This is a genomic window from Pedobacter sp. GQ55 (assembly GCF_059758925.1).
This window is the reverse complement of sequence record NZ_JCAXEI010000001.1, coordinates 1-16951: the sequence shown is the minus strand read 5'-3', so window position 1 is coordinate 16951 and position 16951 is coordinate 1. Positions and strand designations below refer to the sequence as shown.

Sequence of the window (16951 nt, the reverse complement as noted above, 5' to 3'; positions counted from 1 at the left end):
AATTTGATTATCTGCAAACGGGAAGCGGCGAAATGCTCTTTTTTATCGGCCAAAAGCTTCGGCTAACAATTCATAAGAACGTAATCTGGCATTATGATCAAAAATATGCGAAGTAGCCATAATCTCATCAACTTCTGTCTGATCCAAAAATTGCTGTAAATCCGCTTTTATAGTTTCCTTGCTTCCTGTAAAAGTACAAGCCAGCATTTGTCCTGCCTGCTCTTCCTCATAATCTGTCCATATTCCCTCCATGCTATCAACTGGAGCTTGCAAAAGTCTGCGCTTGCCGGTTACAATACCTCTAAACAATTGATACAAAGAAGTGGCAAGCTTATTAGCCTCCTCGTCAGTATCCGCAGCAACAACATTTACACAAGCTAAAACATATGGTGCAGCCAAATGCTCAGAAGGCTTAAAGTTATTTCTATATATATTTATTGCGGTAAGAAACTGAGCTGGCGCGAAATGACTTGCAAAAGCATATGGTAAGCCCAGAGCAGCAGCCAGGTGTGCACTATCAGTACTCGACCCCAATATCCATATCGGAATGTCAAGCCCCTCACCGGGAATTGCCCTTACATTACTTCTATAGTTATCCGCCGATAAATAGGCTTGCAACCGAAGTACATCTCCCGGGAAATCCTGAGCAGCATGCATACGCTCACCTCTAATTGCAGCAGCCGTTGCCTGATCAGTGCCTGGTGCTCTTCCCAATCCTAAATCTATTCTATCAGGATATAAAGAGGCAAGGGTACCAAATTGTTCAGCAATGACTAAGGGCGAGTGGTTCGGCAACATTATGCCACCTGCGCCTACTCTTATTTTTTTAGTTCCCCCGGCAATATGGCCTATTACCACCGATGTTGCAGAACTGGCAACACTAATCATATTATGATGTTCGGCCAGCCAATACCGGTTATAGCCCCAATCTTCAGCATGACGGGCAAGGTCTAAACTTTTCTTAAAGGTATCGGCTGGGGTCTTGCCCTCAATAACAGTTGCAAGATCTAATACAGAAAAAGGAATGGTATTCAGTAATTTTTTCATGTTGCTTAAAAGTAGGCTGCAAAACTACAGCCTATTTCAGCGAAACTCTTCTTTCGAATCACTATATGACTTTAAATCCACGGAACTTTCAAAAGCAGGCAACTATTTAAAAGGTGCCAACGTATCTGTGTATAATAAAGCTTAAGTAAAATCTAAATTACAAACATCATGAAAACTTATCTAACGAGTCGTGTTTGCGTTTTTTTAGCCATAACCGGGATCTTTTTTCTGCTTTTCTTTATCTGTAAAGTCGGTTAAACCTCTTATCTGCCTGGATCACACTTGTTCTAGGCCGGGTTTACTCTTTATTCACACAATGCATCCAGCCTTGTAGTATCTCCGGCAATATCCTTGTCAGTTGTTGCTAAACCTCTGTTGTATCTTTCAACTAATTCTTTTGCTTGTTGCTTGTCCATGCTATTTTGATGCTCATCAATAGCTAAACGGACTAAGGGAATCTCGGAGATAGATAAATTTTAAAAAATCGAAATTTACCATGTTAGAAATCCAAATGTTTATATATTTGCGCATTATCTATATTAAGTCTAAATAAATATAAATGTATATGCTTAAATTTCTAACTCTATTTTTAACTGTCCTTACAGCACAGGCATTTGCTCAAACTGGCACCATTAAGGGTACAGTAACCACTTCTGATGGCAAACCCGCTGAATTTGTAAATGTTGTGCTGGGCGGAACAAATAAGACCAGCATAGTAAACGAAGCCGGCAATTATACCATAAACAAAGTTCCTGCAGGCACTTATACGTTAACTGCTAGTTTTACCGGACTGCTTACACAAAAAAGCATCATAACAGTAACAGCTGGGGAAACCAGCGTGGTTAATTTTACTTTGATTGAAGACAACCGGCAATTACGGGAGGTTGTCGTCAATAGCAATGGCCGGCAAACAAATAAAGAAACAGATTATGTTGCCAGGATGCCATTAAAAAATCTCGAAAATCCACAGGTATATAATGTGGTGGGCAAGGAGTTAATGAAAGCGCAACTGATGACTGACGTTAAGGAAGTCTTCCGAGCTGCTGCCGGCGTTGCGCCAACGGAATACGTTACCGGAAGTTTTGCAGTCTTATTTAGAGGATTCACCAACTTCGATTATGCCAGGAATGGGATGGCAACATCAGTTTACAGGTCAGGAACAGAAATAGCAAATCTGGAACGGGTAGAATTAATTAAAGGCCCATCAGGCACGCTGTTTGGCTCACAGATATCCACTTTTGGTGGGGCAATAAATCTGGTGACCAAAAAACCTTATGCAGGGTTTGGAGGCGAGGTAGATTACAGCATGGGAAGCTTTGATTTAAGCAGGGCCTCTATTGACCTGAACACACCGCTAAATAAAGAGAAAACAGTATTACTAAGGTTTAATGCCGTAAAGCATCAGCAAAACAGTTCAAACGAATATGGTAAAAATAAAAGGTACGCCATTAGTCCCAGCCTTTCTTACCAGGCTAGCGATCGCCTTTCATTCCTGTTCGATTTTGAATATTTTAACAGCGATGCAAACCGCCTGGCATATACATTACTTTTTGGAGATCAAGTGCCTTTTAAATCTGCAAAAGACATTCCCCTTGGGTTTAAAAAAGCTTTCTTTCAGAATGATCTGCTTAGCGATGCAGAGGCCTCAAAATATTTTGGACAGGCCAAATATCAGATCAGTAAAAACTGGACATCAACTACAGGTGTATCCCACGTAAATGAATTTTTAAACCACAGCTATCAGCCTTATGTGGAATGGACCAATGCATCCACAGCCAAAACTAGTATCAGGCATTTTGGCCCAAGAGAAAGAACTTATGCAAATATCCAGCAGAATTTTAATGGAAATTTTAATACCGGTAAAATTCATCATAACATATTGATTGGAGCTAGTTATGAATTTAATGATGAAACACTTACCTATAAGGCCCTTGAGCTTGACGAAATAGACATTACCCAGCCTTTTGAAAAATCGGGTCTGAGTAGGGTTACCGGTCTTTTGGCAGATAATTCAATAGCCTCATCTACTGATGCATACGGAGGAAATTCTTTTGGTGTATATGCTTCTGATGTAATCAACTGGACGGACCGTTTGTCGACGATGTTAAGCTTACGTTTTGATCGTTTTAAACAAACCTACGAAGGAGGTTTTGTTCAGCCATCACTTTCACCCAAGTTAGGAGTTGTGTATCAGCTGGTGAAAGATAAAGTATCTTTATTTGGGAACTTTATGAATGGTTTTCAAAACCAGGGTCCTCTTGAACAGCCTGACGGCAGTCTGTTTAAACCTAAACCAGTTTTTGCCAACCAATTGGAAGGCGGTTTAAAAGCTGAATTACCGGGAGGTGTACTGGGTGGAAGTATCAGTTATTATCATATTGGTATTGACAATGCTTTGCGTACGGATGATGCGTTATATAGTTTTCAGGATGGCAAACAGGTAAGCAAGGGAGTAGAAGTAGAACTTACTGCTAACCCCCTAACCGGCCTGAACATTGTAGCCGGATACGGATTTAATGAAAATAAATATACTAAGGCTGATGCATACGAAGGTAAGCTCGCAACACAGGCACCCAAACATATCGTTAACTATTGGCTTAACTATCGTCTGCCTTTTGAAAGTATTAAAGGTATTGGACTGGGTTTTGGGGGAAATTATATTGGCGATTCGTATCTTAATTCCAGCAACACGTATACCATTCCAGCATATCATGTTATTAATGCGGCTATCTCTTATCAAAAAGAAAAATGGAAATTCGGTTTTAAATTAAACAACATCACGAATGTAGAATATTGGGATTTCGTAGGAAACCCGCAATTTACCAGAAACTTTGTAGCTAACTTTTCTTTCAGATTTTAAGCGTTGAAAGTTTATTTATATTTTAGACAATTCGGGGGGCAGTGTCCCCCGAATTACTTTTTTTGGCGCATTAATTAGCCGCCAACCCATCTGTGAATATAAAATTAGTTCGATTTACTTTAGAAGCGCAATACTTGCTTCAAGATCAGATATCTCTTTTTCTCTTTCTGCAATTAAAGTCGCTTGGCTATTAACATCCTTATTCAGATCAGATATTTCAAGTTTTATTTCAAATGTCTGAGTTTCCTTCTCTAGATCACCAACAAGATTTTGAACTTGTTTTAAGTTACGCTGTTGATCTGCCAAACGCGTCTTTGCCACCCCTAATGATTCGGTTAACTCCTTAATTTCCATGATTTTTCAATTAACCCACAAGGTACGTATAATAAACCGTTAAAAAATTAAGGTAAAATTCTATCTTGCAGGTTATGAGATTACTTTTTAAATGCCTGCTTTTTTTCGCTGTAACCCAATTTACAGCAACATCACAGCCTTTATTTGCCCAGGAAATAACAGCGGTTATTCCAGGAGATTTTGCCGACCCCTCAATCATCGGGAAAGGAAACGAATATTATTCCATCGGGACTTCCTCAGAATGGGCTCCGCACTTTCCAATTTTTAAATCCATCGATCTAAAAACCTGGAAACAAACAGGCTATGTATTCAAACAAGCCCCAGAGTGGGCAAATGCTTCCTTTTGGGCCCCTGAATATTACTACCACAACAAAACCTATTTTATATATTATACCGCACGACGTAAAAAAGACGGCATTTCCTGCATCGGGGTGGCCACTTCCAAATATCCGGATAGGGATTTCAAAGACCATGGAATCATTATTGAGTATGGTAAAGAAGCGATAGATGCATTCGTATTTAACGACAAAGGGCAACTATACATAACCTGGAAAGCTTATGGCTTAGACGGCAGACCAATAGAAATACTTGGCAGTAAACTGGCCAACGACGGCTTATCTTTAACCGGTGATGCCTTTACTATGATGAAAGACGAGAAGGGTGCTGGCCTTGAAGGACAAAGCATCCTTAAAAAGGACGATTATTATTATATGTTCTACTCTGTTGGAAATTGCTGTGGCAGCAAATGCGATTATAACGTTAGAGTTGCCAGGTCTAAAACCTTTCAGGGACCTTATGAAGATCATCCAAAAAACCCTCTGTTATATGAAAATGAATGGTGGAAATGCTCCGGACATGGTACTTTTGTAAACAGCCCTGATGGGAAATTCTACTACATTTACCATGCTTACAATAAAGCCAGCAGTGTTTTCACTGGACGCCAGGGTATGCTTGCAGAACTGATCTGGTCCGGGAAAAATGAGTGGCCTGAATTTAAAGAACTATCATCGGCACCAAATAAACCGTCAGCCAATAGTTTCAAGGCTAATTTCTCTACACAAACTCCATCTGTAGATTGGCAGTGGGATTTCAGAAACTCCACTCCTAAATTTGCACAGCAAAAAGGAATCCTTCATTTATCAGGCGTCATTAAAAAAGAAAACAACGCTGGCATTGCGCTAACCATTCGTCCATCTCATTTGAACTACGAAATGACAACAACCGTTGTCAGTAGCAACAACGCTTTAAAAGGTCTGGTAATTTATGGAGACGCAAATGCCGCAGCAGGTGTCGGAATAGTAGCCAATAAAGTCCGGTTCTGGATGGTAAAGGATAATAAAGACGCTGTTTTAAATACAGCTACAATTGACAATCCTAGCACTCCTGTTCAATTAAAAATGCTGGTGAAAGCTGACCTCACATGTCGTGTTTACTGGAGACAACAGTCTGCAGACTGGAAAGAATTATCTGCAGGTGATAAAGCATATTCAATAGATTTTCTTCCCCAATGGGACAGAAGTCCGCGGCCGGGCCTAAATTTTAAGGGAGCCTCTACAGAGGATGCCGAATTCTCATCATTTGAACTTAACTATTTAGACAAATAATGGACTTACTTAATTCTCTCAGGAAAATTGATACAAGCTCTCTGGTAGATCGCGTGGAGACAAAACTTGTTGAGCTTCTTCAGGCGAAACAACTTAAAATTGGAGATAGCATTCCTACTGAGTTAGAGCTTTGCTCTTCTCTGGGTGTAAGTAGAACTGTGGTGAGAGAAGCTTTATTACGATTAAGAATGATGGGCTTAATCGAAACTAAAAAGAAAAAAGGCACCGTAATTACAAGCCCTGATCTTTTTGGCATACTCAGCAAAAGTATGAACCCGCATATTCTGGATGAAGAAACTTTAAAAGAAATTTTTGAAATAAGATTAACACTTGAAATTGGAATGGCCGACTTCTTATTTCGAAATATCACCCCAAAAGACATCAAGGAGTTAAAAACCATTGTTGAGAATGAGCCAGCAATGGCTAAAGATTATCTTTTTGAAATTGATCATGAAATCGCCTTTCATTCAAAACTTTATGAAATAACGGGAAACAAAACCATGAAGAAATTTCAGAAAATGTTACTCCCAATATTTGATTACGTAAACAACAGCGGCATGCTCAAGAAACCAACTACCTATGGAAAGTTCGTTTCACACAAAGGGCTAATTGATATCCTGGAAAATGGCTCCCCTGAATTGTTCAGAAATGCAATGCGCAATCATCTTGAAAACCATTTTCTAAGATTATCTTAATTATTTTGCTTCGCCAGTTTCCTGCTTGTATAGCCCTATTTCAGCAATAACGGGATTTAACCTCGATGAGATAATTCTTAATCTTACTTCCGAGGCCGTAACAGGTGTAAAACGCAATAAGCGTTTATAGCCGATGGTAGTGCCTTTTGTAGCTTCCTTCCATTCACTTCCATCTTTGTATTCCAAAACAAAACTTTCTACCCTCTGCCCTACGACCAAATTCTCCTGTAATAGCAACAAATCAAACTCCTTTGATTTTGATAATTTAAAATCAATAACAACCGTACTGTCACCCGGCTTAGTTGCCCAGGCTGTATTATCTTTACCATCAAACAATACATTTACTTTTTTTACACGGCTACCCTTAACCACTGCACCTGCTAACAGGTTTACCGCAAATGTATTTTCCTTTTGTTTCTTAAAACCCTGCAACGACTTAATATCACTATCACTAATCAAGCCCCTGGTATCCGGAGGTATGTTCAACAGCAATACGCCATTCCTTCCAACCGAACTATAATAGATATCCATTAACTTCTCCGGAGATTTAACATCCTTATCTTCGGCAGGATGATAAAACCATCCCGGGCGGATAGAAACATCGATCTCTGCCGGATACCACACCAGGCTTTTTGCTTTTGCAATTTTTGACCTGCTGCCCAAGTCATTTGCCATCATATCTTTTGGTGCAAATTCAACTTTCTGCTGCGAATTTTCAGCTATTTTTTCAGTCTTAAGTTCATCGCCAGGCACAACGCTCCATTCCGTCTCTCTGCCATAGCCACTTTCCGTTCCAACCCATCTTACATCCGGTCCTGAAACAGCAATAGTAGCCTTGGGTTGCAGTTTACGAATCAACTCATACCATCTGTTATATTCATAAACCTGTTTTTTACCGGAAGGTCCCTCGCCATTCGCCCCATCAAACCAAACTTCATCTATCTGGCCATATTGAGTTAACAATTCAGTAAGCTGGTTAATGAAATAGTTATTGTATTCCATGCTGCCAAAATATTTCGAATTGCGATCCCATGGAGAAAGATAAATTCCAAATCCGATACCGAATTCCTTACATGCATCAGCGGTTTCCTTTACAATATCTCCTTTCCCTTCTTTCCAGGGACTATTTTTCACAGAATGTTCTGTGTATTTACTTGGCCACAAACAAAAACCATCATGGTGTTTTGCTGTTAAAATAATTTGCTTAAAACCAGCTTCCTTACAAACCTTTACCCACTGCCGTGCATCTAGATCTTTCGGATTAAATATTTTAGGGTCTTCAGATCCATCACCCCATTCCTTATTGGTAAAGGTATTTATCCCGAAGTGTATAAAAGCAGTTAACTCTAATTGCTGCCACCTTAATTGCCGGGCGGCAGGCACTACATTAGCAGCTTTTTTTACAATGTCCTTTTCAGTATCTCCCGGATTAATTGTAACATGGTTTTTATTGGTAAAGATCTGAGCAGAACTACTGTTTGATAAGCCCACACAAATAGCCAACTCAAGCCCTATCAACAGGATCCAGTTTCGCCTGTTAAAATAATATCTCTTCTCCATAACCTGATTAAATTGAATAATGATCAACTTCAAAGAAAGCTTGATTTTCATTATCAATAGTATAATTTTTTGTCAAAACGTTAAGTGATTTTGTCAAAAAATAATATGCCTTATTTATTCAGCAAAGAATTCATAACCTCTTCAAATTCCTTTTTATACTGCACAAAATACTCGCCGGTTCCAGGGCCATAAAATGAAGTATTGATATGATTTACCACTCCTTTTTTATCTAATATGATACTAGTAGGGAACACCTTAATTGCAGTTAACTGAGGCAAAGTCTTTTCAGTCTTTTCCGGATCGCCGGCGGTAACACCAGTAATTAGCATTGGGTATTCAACCTTAAATTGTTGCTGAAACTTTTGCAGGCTTTTTCTTGACCTTGCCTCATCCGTACTTAATTCATAAGCTAATGCAATTACCTCAACACCACGGTTTTTATTCTTGCGGTAATAGTCGCTTAAAAACGCCATTTCGTCCATACAGTTAGGGCACCAAGAACCCATTAACTGCAAGACAACCACTTTATCCTTAAATCGTTTATCATTTATAGATACCACATTACCTTCCAGGTCTTTAAAACTAAAATCCAGGCGACCACTTTCTCCTTCTTTAAGCGCAGTAACCGGAGCTTCCAATTTAACATTCGAGTCTTTTACAGCAGTCCATTTTTCGAATGATGTAGCACCACTATAAAGTGAGCCGTTAATGCTATCTCCCTTAATTTTAGCAGAGAAAACAAGTGCATGTATACCATCAAAAGTTGAGATCATTAAAGAGTCACCGATGATCTTGCCATCAAGATAACGATAGTCACCAGAAGGAGTTAGCACTGAACCGCCCACTTTCTGGCCATTTTGCGTAAACTCACCAATTGCCAATCGTTCAGACTGATCAGCCCTGGTAAACTCAATCTTCCATTTTCCTTTCACAGATACATTACCGGCACTTCCCTTTGGAAAACGACTGGCTTTTGAAGTGGCAGAGAACGGCATAACTAGATCTTTAACTGACCCTCCCTTTATCCATACACCATTTAAACTGTCTTTATTGATAATTTTAACCCTAAACGAAGACTCGAATACCGGCATTTTTATTAAAAGCGAATCTTTAGAGATCTGTGTTATTTCTGTTTTAAGCTGTTCAGTATCATTTACCACATAACAAATTGTAGTGTTACCTTGCTTTTGAATTCCAAGCTCAAAAGGTATCTCCTTTCCATCTGCCCGATGCAATGCTGCTTTCCATTTTCCTTGCTGCAAATTAATCTGCGCATTGCAAAATAGAGAAAAGGCCATTAAAACAGCCAAAAATGCGTATCTTACCATATTTTTTGTACTCTTAGTCTATACAAAGGTAGCGCAATCGCTCCTGACGCGTGTAAAAATATTTCATACGAAAGTAAAAAACAGTTCTATGGCCGAAAATACGACAAAAAGACTAGGGTATTAAACCCGTACAATTATCTTTCCCTGAGTTTTTCCCGTTTCAAGCGATCGGTGCGCTGCCTTCATCTGGTCAAACTCAAATACCTGCGACACATGCGATCTGATGGCACCATTTTCCAGTAAAGCCGCAATTTTTTCCATCTCCTCGCCGTCAGATTGTACCATAATCGGATAACCAATCATACCCTGTGCTGTAGCTTTCTCAGCTACAGCATCATTTTTCCCAGATGGAATACTAATGATTGTTCCTCCCTTTCTCATTACTTTTAAAGAGTTGTCAATGTTCTCGCCTCCAATTGCATCAAGTACAAAATCAATATTACCGGTAGCATCTTCAAAAGCCTGGCTTGTATAATCGATATGTTCATCAGCCCCTAAACCTAAAACAAAATCCCTTTTACCCGCAGATGAAGTACCAATTATATAAGCTCCACTATGTTTTGCAATTTGCACAGCATAGTGTCCTACCCCACCCGCGGCTGCATGAATTAAAACCCGGTCACCTTTCTTTATTTTTGCATGATCAACAAGCGCTTGCCATGCAGTTAAGGCAGCTAAAGTAGCAGCCGCAGCTTCTTCGTGGGGCACATTAGCGGGTTTTAAAGCAAGATGACTTGCAGGGGCGGCTGCATACCCGGCATAAGCCTTCCCATGTCCAGGGAAATTTATCATTCCAAATACCTCATCACCTGCTTTAAACAAGTCAGATTTAGATGAACTAACAACTCCCGAAACATCCCAGCCAAGAATAATAGGATTCTCATCTTTTAGCTTTGCTGCTCGTCCTTTGCCCACACGTGTTTTAACATCAACCGGATTTATACTAATGGCCTTTACCTGTATAAGCACTTCTCCATCATTTATTGATGGTATTGGCAAGTCGGTATAAACTAAATTATCTACACTACCAAAATCCTTTAATATGATACTTTTCATTCGCTGAACCAATTTATATTGCAAATTACAAAAATTGAGTAGGTTTGAGTTCCCATGAAATCATATAAATTTGAGGAGTTTACTTCAACGATCGAACGTAATATCATTGAAGGAACTTTTAAACCCGGACATAAGCTTCCTTCAATACGTGAGCTTAAAGAACAGTACAAAACCAGTACAAGTACCATTCAGAATGGTTACGAACATTTAATTATTAAAGGTCTTGTACAAAGTATTCCTAAATCCGGATACTATGTGAGCAATAAATTAACCCAGCCCAAACAATCCAAACAAACTAAAAACACACCTGTAGCAAGAGATGCTGTATTTGAAAACAATCTAAATCTCATTACGTCCATAAACCCGGGCTCCAAACTTTCCGAATTCAATGTTGCTGCACCCGGAAGCCTCATCATACCCCAAAAATTGCTTTTGCGTACCATGCAACAAGTCATCAGAACGCAAGGTGTTGGCTTATTAAAGTACTACCCCTCAAACGGATCTCTATCATTAAGAGAACATATTTCTATCAGAGCAGCTACCTATCAAACGGCAATTAATCCGGCTGAATTGATCATAACCGATGGAGCCTTACAAGCATTATACATTGCGCTTGTGTCTGTTTGCGCAGCAGGCGATATTATAGTTATAGAAAGCCCGTGTGTATTCTCAGTATTGGAAGTGATTAGGGTTTTGAAGTTAAGAGTAATAGAAATCCCTATAGACAGTCATACAGGATTCGACATAGATTATCTTAAAAAAGCATGCTCAGACAATCCGATTAAAGCTATTCTGGTTACCCCAAATTTCCAAAATCCAACAGGCATTTTATTAACAGATGTACAAAAAAAGGAATTACTTCAAATTGCACAACATTACAATATTGCTATCATAGAAAATGATATTTATGGAGATTTAAACTTTAGCGGATACAGACCCAGCACAATTAAAAGCTTTGACCAGAGTGGCATGGTTATGACTTACTCGTCTTACTCCAAAACACTATCTCCAGGCATCCGATTAGGTTGGCTCTCTACAGGTAAATTCTTCCAACAAGCAGAACAAGTCAAGTTCTCTTTAGGCAGCACTGTCTCTCCGATATATCAGGAAACGGTAAATAAGCTCATCCAAACGGGAAGTTACGACCGACATATCCGCAAGTTCAGGATGCAGTTAGCTAAAAATGCTTACCATTCTTTAAACATATTATCAACCAGCTATCCAGCAGACACCATATTTTTACCCCCCGCCGGAGGATATAACATATGGGCCAAGCTATCCGATAGAATTGACATCAACTCATTTTACAATGAATGTGAACGCATTGGAATAAGATTTACACCTGGGCACACCTTTTCATTTTCCAACACGTATAACAGGTTTTTCCGAATCGTATTTGCCGACCAACTTTCTCCTAAACGAATCGAAGCCTTAAAACAGGTAGGCCAAATGTTCAGATAGCATCTGTACTACCCATTCTTTCACAATGTGTACCATTCGTTTTTTATCATTCCCGCTACCTTTAGCGCTTATTAAATAAAAAAACGATGGACCATAAGATCATTACTAAATTCACAATAGCAAATGAACAAGGCATAGATACATTAATAAATCTTACCAAAGATATAGCGCGCGAAAAATTCTCAGCAACTTTAACGCATTCCACTTTAGAAAAATACATTGCCCTTAATTTTAATGGAGAAACTTTGATTGATGAGATAAACAGCATGTCTAATCAATGGCTGGTTGTATACATCAACAACGAAGCTGCAGGCTATACACGCCTGACAACAAATGGCAAGAGACCAGTTTCTATTGACAACAAGAAAGCAATTAGAATAGCTGATTTTGGTGTGCTTCTAAAATATGCCAGCTCTGGCTGCATTGAATCTATGTTCGAAAAATGTATTGGCATTAGTAAATCCTACCAGGCAATCTGGCTTAACGAATATGAAAATAACCCGCTGTTAAACTACTTTGAGAACAACGGATTTAAAATACAAGACCAGAGAACTGAAATGGATGAATTACCCATTCCATCTGTTTACCTCATAAAAGAACAACAGAATGCTTGATCAATGTAGGTATTGTCTAATTTTAGCGTGTAATTCTGTAGGACTAAAAGGCTTCGCTACGTAATCATCAATGCCAGCTTCCAAAATTTGTTTGTTAATTTCTGTCAGTAGAGATGCAGTTAAAGCAATTATTGGAAGCTGTTTAAATTTATCATCACCAATAGATCTTATTACTTTGGTAGCCTCATACCCATCCATTTTTGGCATTTCCAAATCCATCAATACAAGGTCATAATGGTTGTCAATTACCTTCTCAACTGCTTCAGCACCATTTCCTGCGCAATCTATATGAAGCCCCCATTTTTGCATAAACTTGCACGCAACAATTACATTTATCTCATTATCCTCAACCAAAAGTATCTTATACCCGGCAAGGCTTGAAAAATCAGGAACTGCTTTAGGAATATAAGTATCACCCGCCTTCTTTTTACTTTTCTTAAACTGCAGGTTAAATAAAAAACTAGCCCCCATGCCAACCGTGCTCTTAACGGAAATACTTCCTTTGAGCAACTCTACTATCTTTTTTGTTATTGCAAGCCCTAAACCTGTTCCGCCAAAAACTCTGGTTGTATCAGTACTTGCCTGAGTAAAACTCTCGAAAATATAATCTTTCTTATCTGCCTCAATACCAATCCCAGTATCTGTTACAGCAAAATCGATATCAACCAAATTACCCACTGCCCTGTTCAACGATAAATCAATAATAACCGAACCCGAACTTGTAAATTTAATGGCATTGCTTACCAGGTTGTTCAATATCTGGGTTAGCCTTGTTGGATCACCAATTATCATTGTCGGCAAATCTGAATCTACCTTTACTTTAAACTTTAGTCCCTTTTCTTTTGCTGCCAAGCAATGAGTTTCTTTAACATTATTTACCAGCTCTATTAAGTTAAAATCAATCTGCTCAAATAAAATTTTTCCGGATTCTATTTTACTATAATCCAGCACATCATTTATCAGGTCCAAAAGATTCTCACTAGAGAACTTTAAAATTTTTAAACTATCTATCTGATCGGGCTTGGGGTTTTCCTGCAATAACAAATTGGTCATCCCTATTACCGCATTCATAGGCGTTCTTATCTCATGATTCATATTAGAGAGGAACTGTTGTTTTGCCAGGGCGGCATTTTCGGCTACCTGTTTTGCCTTTAGCAGCTCTTGTTCTGCCTGTTTTATTTCTGTGATATCTGTTACAGCTCCAACAACTCTTATTGTTTTACCATTCTCAACTATTGGAATACCGATGCTCCTAAAGCATTTCTGCGTACCCTTAGGTATAAGTTCAATATTATATGGCAACTGATTTTCAATGGCATTTTTCATTCCCTCCCTAATTAACTCTGCACCATTATCTTCATACAAAATTGCAGCATCATTTAGGGAAGTTGTTTCCTCATTAATCCCCAGCAACAACTTCATGTTTTTTGTTCTGTAAACCAGATCTGCTTCTATATCGTACTCCCAACCGCCCGTCTTACTTATTTCTTCTCCGGTATTTAGCAACTCAACTGTCTGCCCTAATTTTATCTTAGCCTTTCTTAGCTCCTGCTCTACATCGTTTTGCTGAGAGATGTCTAAAATGGAACCAATAACACCGCCCAAATCAAATGGATCCGGGCGAAGCGTAACATCAAGGAGTATTACTCTCCCTTTAATTTCCATGTCAGTGATAAATTTAAGCGATTCACCCGCCAGTGCACGACGCATTCGTGTACCTACGGCCGGGTATAACTCAAAAATATTTTTCCCTACAGACTCATTGTCTTTAACTCCAAACAGCTTTAATCCCAGCCCTACTGAGCGCGTAAATATGCCGTCTTTATTTATTCTGAAGATGACAACAGGTACGTTGTCGAGTAACATTTGAAAAAGATAAATCTTTTCTTCTATTGATTCTTGCATTGTCGGCGGCCAGCAAATAACAGTTTTTTATTATACGCTATTGCAATTTGCCCGCCAAAGTTCTATACACACAAAAGCCGGCTTTAAAAAGCTGGCTTTTGTACCTTGTACTTATGCTGTGCCTGCCCTTCGCGGATCACCCACTCACAGGACTTTTTTGTCAAAACAGACTTGAATTATTTTATAATCTAATTTAACGAATCTTATCCCAATCTTTGTAATAAATGTTATAAACAAATTAACAATTTAACATTAAAAAAAAAGCAGGCGCTCCATCCGAATACTGCCTGCTTTTGAACCTAAATTTACCAATTACTTCTAATTGTATTTTCTTATGGATATACTTCAATGTTACTAAGCATATCTTTCACCATTTTTTGCAAATCATATGCAGGTTTCCAGCCCCAATCTTTGCTTGCCACACTGTCGTCAATGCTTTGAGGCCAGCTGTCAGCAATCTGTTGGCGAAAATCAGGAGCATATGTGATCTCAAACCCTGGCACCTCTTTAGCTATTTCATCATAAATTTCTTTCGGGGTAAAGCTCAAAGCACTCAGGTTATAAGCGGTACGTACAGATAAAGACTCCGATGGAGCATCCATAAGCTCCAATGTTGCACGTATGGCATCATGCATATACATCATTGGCAAAGCCGTATCTTCTTTCAAAAAGCAGGTATACTTTTCGCCTTTAACTGCGCTGTGAAAAATATCTACAGCATAATCAGTTGTTCCACCTCCCGGCGCACCTGTATAACTAATAAGACCAGGATAGCGCACACTACGCACATCAAGTCCATGTTTTTCAAAATAATACTTACACCAATACTCTCCTGCTGCCTTACTGATTCCGTAAATTGTACTTGGCTCAGTAACACCTTGCTGAGGGCAATTTTGCTTCGCAGAATCAGGTCCAAATACAGCTATACTGCTCGGCCAGAAAACTCTTCCCACCTTATATTTAACAGATAAGTCGAGGATACTTAATAAGCTATTCATATTCAATTCCCATGCTGCCTGAGGATTACGCTCTCCGCTTGCGGAAAGCATTGCCGCCAAATGATAGATCTGAGTAAATTTGTGTTCAGCTATAAGACTTTCAAGTGCCTCCTTATCCATTACATTTAATTGCATATAAGGCTGTTTCTCAAAAGAAACATCATCTTTAGGTCTGATGTCCGCAGCTAATACATTTTCCTTTCCGTATCTCTCTCGTAGTTCATCGGTTAGCTCTCTTCCAATTTGTCCAAGTGCTCCAATGATTAGTATATATTCTTTCTGTTTCATGTTTATTTATAAATATTGTCTGAGGCGCTTTGCCCCTTCCTCCTTGCCAAGGTTATGCAAGGCCTGATACTTGATCTTTCTAACACTTTCTTTGCTCAGATCAAAAAGATCAGCAATGTCTTCCAGGTGCATTGCTTCGTTACCTTGTAGTCCAAAACTGAGTTGGATGATTCGGCGTTGTCTGTCAGGTAGTTGATTTAACAATTTCCTAAGGCTGTATTTTAAATCCTGAGATTGTAGTACCGTATCAGGCGCTTCTATTGAAGTATCTTCAAGAAACACCATCAAACCCGGTTTCTCTTCATCATCACCCGCAGTATCCAGGGAAACTGCATGGCCCGGGCTGTACTGATAGGCTTTTAATTTATCAAGCGCTATTCCGGTATATTCAGAGAGTTCCTCATCAGTAGGCAACCGTTCTAGTTTCTGCTCCATCTCCATTTCCGACCGCCACAGTTCCTGTATGTCGTTAACCTGGTTCATAGGAAGCCTGATCATCCGCTTGTAAGTCCCAATGGCCATCATCATTGACTGGCGGATCCACCAAACCGCAAAAGAAATAAATTTAAATCCCCTGCTTTCATCAAAGCGTTCTGCAGCTTTCACCAAACCCGCATTTCCTTCAGAAATAAGATCGGCAAGAGGCAGGCCCTGTCCTTCGTATTTTTTTGCTACCGAGACAACAAATCGAAGATTCGAATTTACAAGCCTTTGCAATGCAGAAAGGTCTCCTACCTGAATCTTACGAGCCAGCATTACTTCCTCTTCCGCACTTAACAATGGATATCCTGCGATATCATTCAGATACCTGCGAAGGGAATCATGGTCTCGTTTGGTAAAGGATTTTTCTATCTTGATTTCTCTCATGCTTAGCACATTGCAGCCTGCGGTTGCATGGGCTAAAGTTCTAAAGTTGATTTGTTATAACCTTGGATATCCGATTAATCCGCAAATTATTCATAACGCGCCCTCCTCATCAGAATTAAATTTTGCTCTTAAAAAAAACTGTAAGTAATCTCCAAATTTTGTTGTCTACCATTTGTTAATATGAGCTGAATGTTCTTTATTTGCATCACATCTAAACGTATATAAAGCTGTCGTGGTTATGTAAACTACCCAACCACACTTTGTGATGGATTGGGCTTTAGACATCAATAATGTACAGTACAACTATACATATC

Annotated in this window: 13 protein-coding genes; 5 read left to right on the top strand and 8 right to left on the bottom strand. The window is 39.2% G+C overall.

The features are described from left to right. Positions 1 to 42 precede the first annotated feature (42 nt). Positions 43 to 1047, bottom strand: coding sequence for an LLM class flavin-dependent oxidoreductase (locus tag AC6CH7_RS00065; RefSeq protein ID WP_498260725.1), 1005 nt, complete (start codon positions 1045 to 1047; stop codon positions 43 to 45). Positions 1048 to 1612: 565 nt separating this feature from the next. Between AC6CH7_RS00065 and AC6CH7_RS00060 the strand changes: the two genes are divergently transcribed. Then, entirely contained in the window at positions 1613 to 3907 is a 2295-nt protein-coding gene (locus tag AC6CH7_RS00060) for a TonB-dependent siderophore receptor (protein ID WP_498260724.1), read from the top strand. A gap of 114 nt (positions 3908 to 4021) precedes the next feature. Here AC6CH7_RS00060 and AC6CH7_RS00055 read toward each other — a convergent pair whose 3' ends face one another. After that, on the bottom strand, positions 4022 to 4261 hold the full coding sequence (locus AC6CH7_RS00055; protein ID WP_498260723.1) for a hypothetical protein: 240 nt from the start codon (positions 4259 to 4261) through the stop codon (positions 4022 to 4024). 74 nt (positions 4262 to 4335) lie between these two features. On the opposite strand from AC6CH7_RS00055, the gene AC6CH7_RS00050 reads away from it, so the two are divergent. Together AC6CH7_RS00050 and AC6CH7_RS00045 are read left to right on the top strand one after the other, a co-directional pair. Beyond that, the gene (locus AC6CH7_RS00050) at positions 4336 to 5865 is read left to right on the top strand and encodes a glycoside hydrolase family 43 protein (protein WP_498260722.1); all 1530 of its coding nucleotides are present in this window, start codon (positions 4336 to 4338) and stop codon (positions 5863 to 5865) included. After that, on the top strand, positions 5865 to 6560 hold the full coding sequence (locus AC6CH7_RS00045) for a FadR/GntR family transcriptional regulator (RefSeq protein ID WP_498260721.1): 696 nt from the start codon (positions 5865 to 5867) through the stop codon (positions 6558 to 6560). Before AC6CH7_RS00050 ends, AC6CH7_RS00045 begins: the two co-directional genes overlap by 1 nt. Here the strand turns inward: AC6CH7_RS00045 and AC6CH7_RS00040 are convergent, their stop codons facing one another. From AC6CH7_RS00040 to AC6CH7_RS00030, 3 genes are all read right to left on the bottom strand, one after another. Then, positions 6561 to 8171 carry an alpha-L-fucosidase gene (locus tag AC6CH7_RS00040; RefSeq protein ID WP_498260720.1) on the bottom strand — a complete coding sequence of 537 codons (1611 nt, stop codon included), beginning with the start codon at positions 8169 to 8171 and terminating at the stop codon, positions 6561 to 6563. A gap of 59 nt (positions 8172 to 8230) precedes the next feature. Continuing rightward, entirely contained in the window at positions 8231 to 9448 is a 1218-nt protein-coding gene (locus AC6CH7_RS00035) for a peroxiredoxin family protein (protein ID WP_498260719.1), read from the bottom strand. Positions 9449 to 9568: 120 nt separating this feature from the next. Next, positions 9569 to 10504, bottom strand: a complete 936-nt coding sequence (locus AC6CH7_RS00030) for an NADP-dependent oxidoreductase (protein ID WP_498260718.1) — start codon at positions 10502 to 10504, stop codon at positions 9569 to 9571. A 54-nt stretch (positions 10505 to 10558) separates the two neighbouring features. Here AC6CH7_RS00030 and AC6CH7_RS00025 point away from each other — a divergent pair, with 54 nt between their 5' ends. Together AC6CH7_RS00025 and AC6CH7_RS00020 are read left to right on the top strand one after the other, a co-directional pair. Further along, entirely contained in the window at positions 10559 to 11965 is a 1407-nt protein-coding gene (locus AC6CH7_RS00025; RefSeq protein ID WP_498260717.1) for an aminotransferase-like domain-containing protein, read from the top strand. Between the two features lie 86 nt (positions 11966 to 12051). Beyond that, positions 12052 to 12579, top strand: coding sequence for an N-acetyltransferase (locus AC6CH7_RS00020; protein WP_498260716.1), 528 nt, complete (start codon positions 12052 to 12054; stop codon positions 12577 to 12579). Here the strand turns inward: AC6CH7_RS00020 and AC6CH7_RS00015 are convergent, their stop codons facing one another. The 3 genes from AC6CH7_RS00015 to AC6CH7_RS00005 form a co-directional block, all read right to left on the bottom strand. Beyond that, positions 12580 to 14484, bottom strand: coding sequence for a hybrid sensor histidine kinase/response regulator (locus AC6CH7_RS00015; protein WP_498260715.1), 1905 nt, complete (start codon positions 14482 to 14484; stop codon positions 12580 to 12582). A gap of 332 nt (positions 14485 to 14816) precedes the next feature. After that, the gene (locus AC6CH7_RS00010; protein ID WP_498260714.1) at positions 14817 to 15770 is read right to left on the bottom strand and encodes an NAD-dependent epimerase/dehydratase family protein; all 954 of its coding nucleotides are present in this window, start codon (positions 15768 to 15770) and stop codon (positions 14817 to 14819) included. A gap of 6 nt (positions 15771 to 15776) precedes the next feature. Further along, the gene (locus AC6CH7_RS00005) at positions 15777 to 16637 is read right to left on the bottom strand and encodes a sigma-70 family RNA polymerase sigma factor (protein WP_498260713.1); all 861 of its coding nucleotides are present in this window, start codon (positions 16635 to 16637) and stop codon (positions 15777 to 15779) included. Positions 16638 to 16951: the final 314 nt, after the last annotated feature.

Bases quoted from the DNA above. Each gene is read 5' to 3' on its own strand.
- AC6CH7_RS00065 (WP_498260725.1), bottom strand. From the start codon at position 1,047: ATGAAAAAATTACTGAATACCATTCCTTTTTCTGTATTAGATCTTGCA.
- AC6CH7_RS00060 (WP_498260724.1), top strand. From the start codon at position 1,613: ATGCTTAAATTTCTAACTCTATTTTTAACTGTCCTTACAGCACAGGCA.
- AC6CH7_RS00055 (WP_498260723.1), bottom strand. From the start codon at position 4,261: ATGGAAATTAAGGAGTTAACCGAATCATTAGGGGTGGCAAAGACGCGT.
- AC6CH7_RS00050 (WP_498260722.1), top strand. From the start codon at position 4,336: ATGAGATTACTTTTTAAATGCCTGCTTTTTTTCGCTGTAACCCAATTT.
- AC6CH7_RS00045 (WP_498260721.1), top strand. From the start codon at position 5,865: ATGGACTTACTTAATTCTCTCAGGAAAATTGATACAAGCTCTCTGGTA.
- AC6CH7_RS00040 (WP_498260720.1), bottom strand. From the start codon at position 8,171: ATGAAAATCAAGCTTTCTTTGAAGTTGATCATTATTCAATTTAATCAG.
- AC6CH7_RS00035 (WP_498260719.1), bottom strand. From the start codon at position 9,448: ATGGTAAGATACGCATTTTTGGCTGTTTTAATGGCCTTTTCTCTATTT.
- AC6CH7_RS00030 (WP_498260718.1), bottom strand. From the start codon at position 10,504: ATGAAAAGTATCATATTAAAGGATTTTGGTAGTGTAGATAATTTAGTT.
- AC6CH7_RS00025 (WP_498260717.1), top strand. From the start codon at position 10,559: ATGAAATCATATAAATTTGAGGAGTTTACTTCAACGATCGAACGTAAT.
- AC6CH7_RS00020 (WP_498260716.1), top strand. From the start codon at position 12,052: ATGGACCATAAGATCATTACTAAATTCACAATAGCAAATGAACAAGGC.
- AC6CH7_RS00015 (WP_498260715.1), bottom strand. From the start codon at position 14,484: ATGCAAGAATCAATAGAAGAAAAGATTTATCTTTTTCAAATGTTACTC.
- AC6CH7_RS00010 (WP_498260714.1), bottom strand. From the start codon at position 15,770: ATGAAACAGAAAGAATATATACTAATCATTGGAGCACTTGGACAAATT.
- AC6CH7_RS00005 (WP_498260713.1), bottom strand. From the start codon at position 16,637: ATGAGAGAAATCAAGATAGAAAAATCCTTTACCAAACGAGACCATGAT.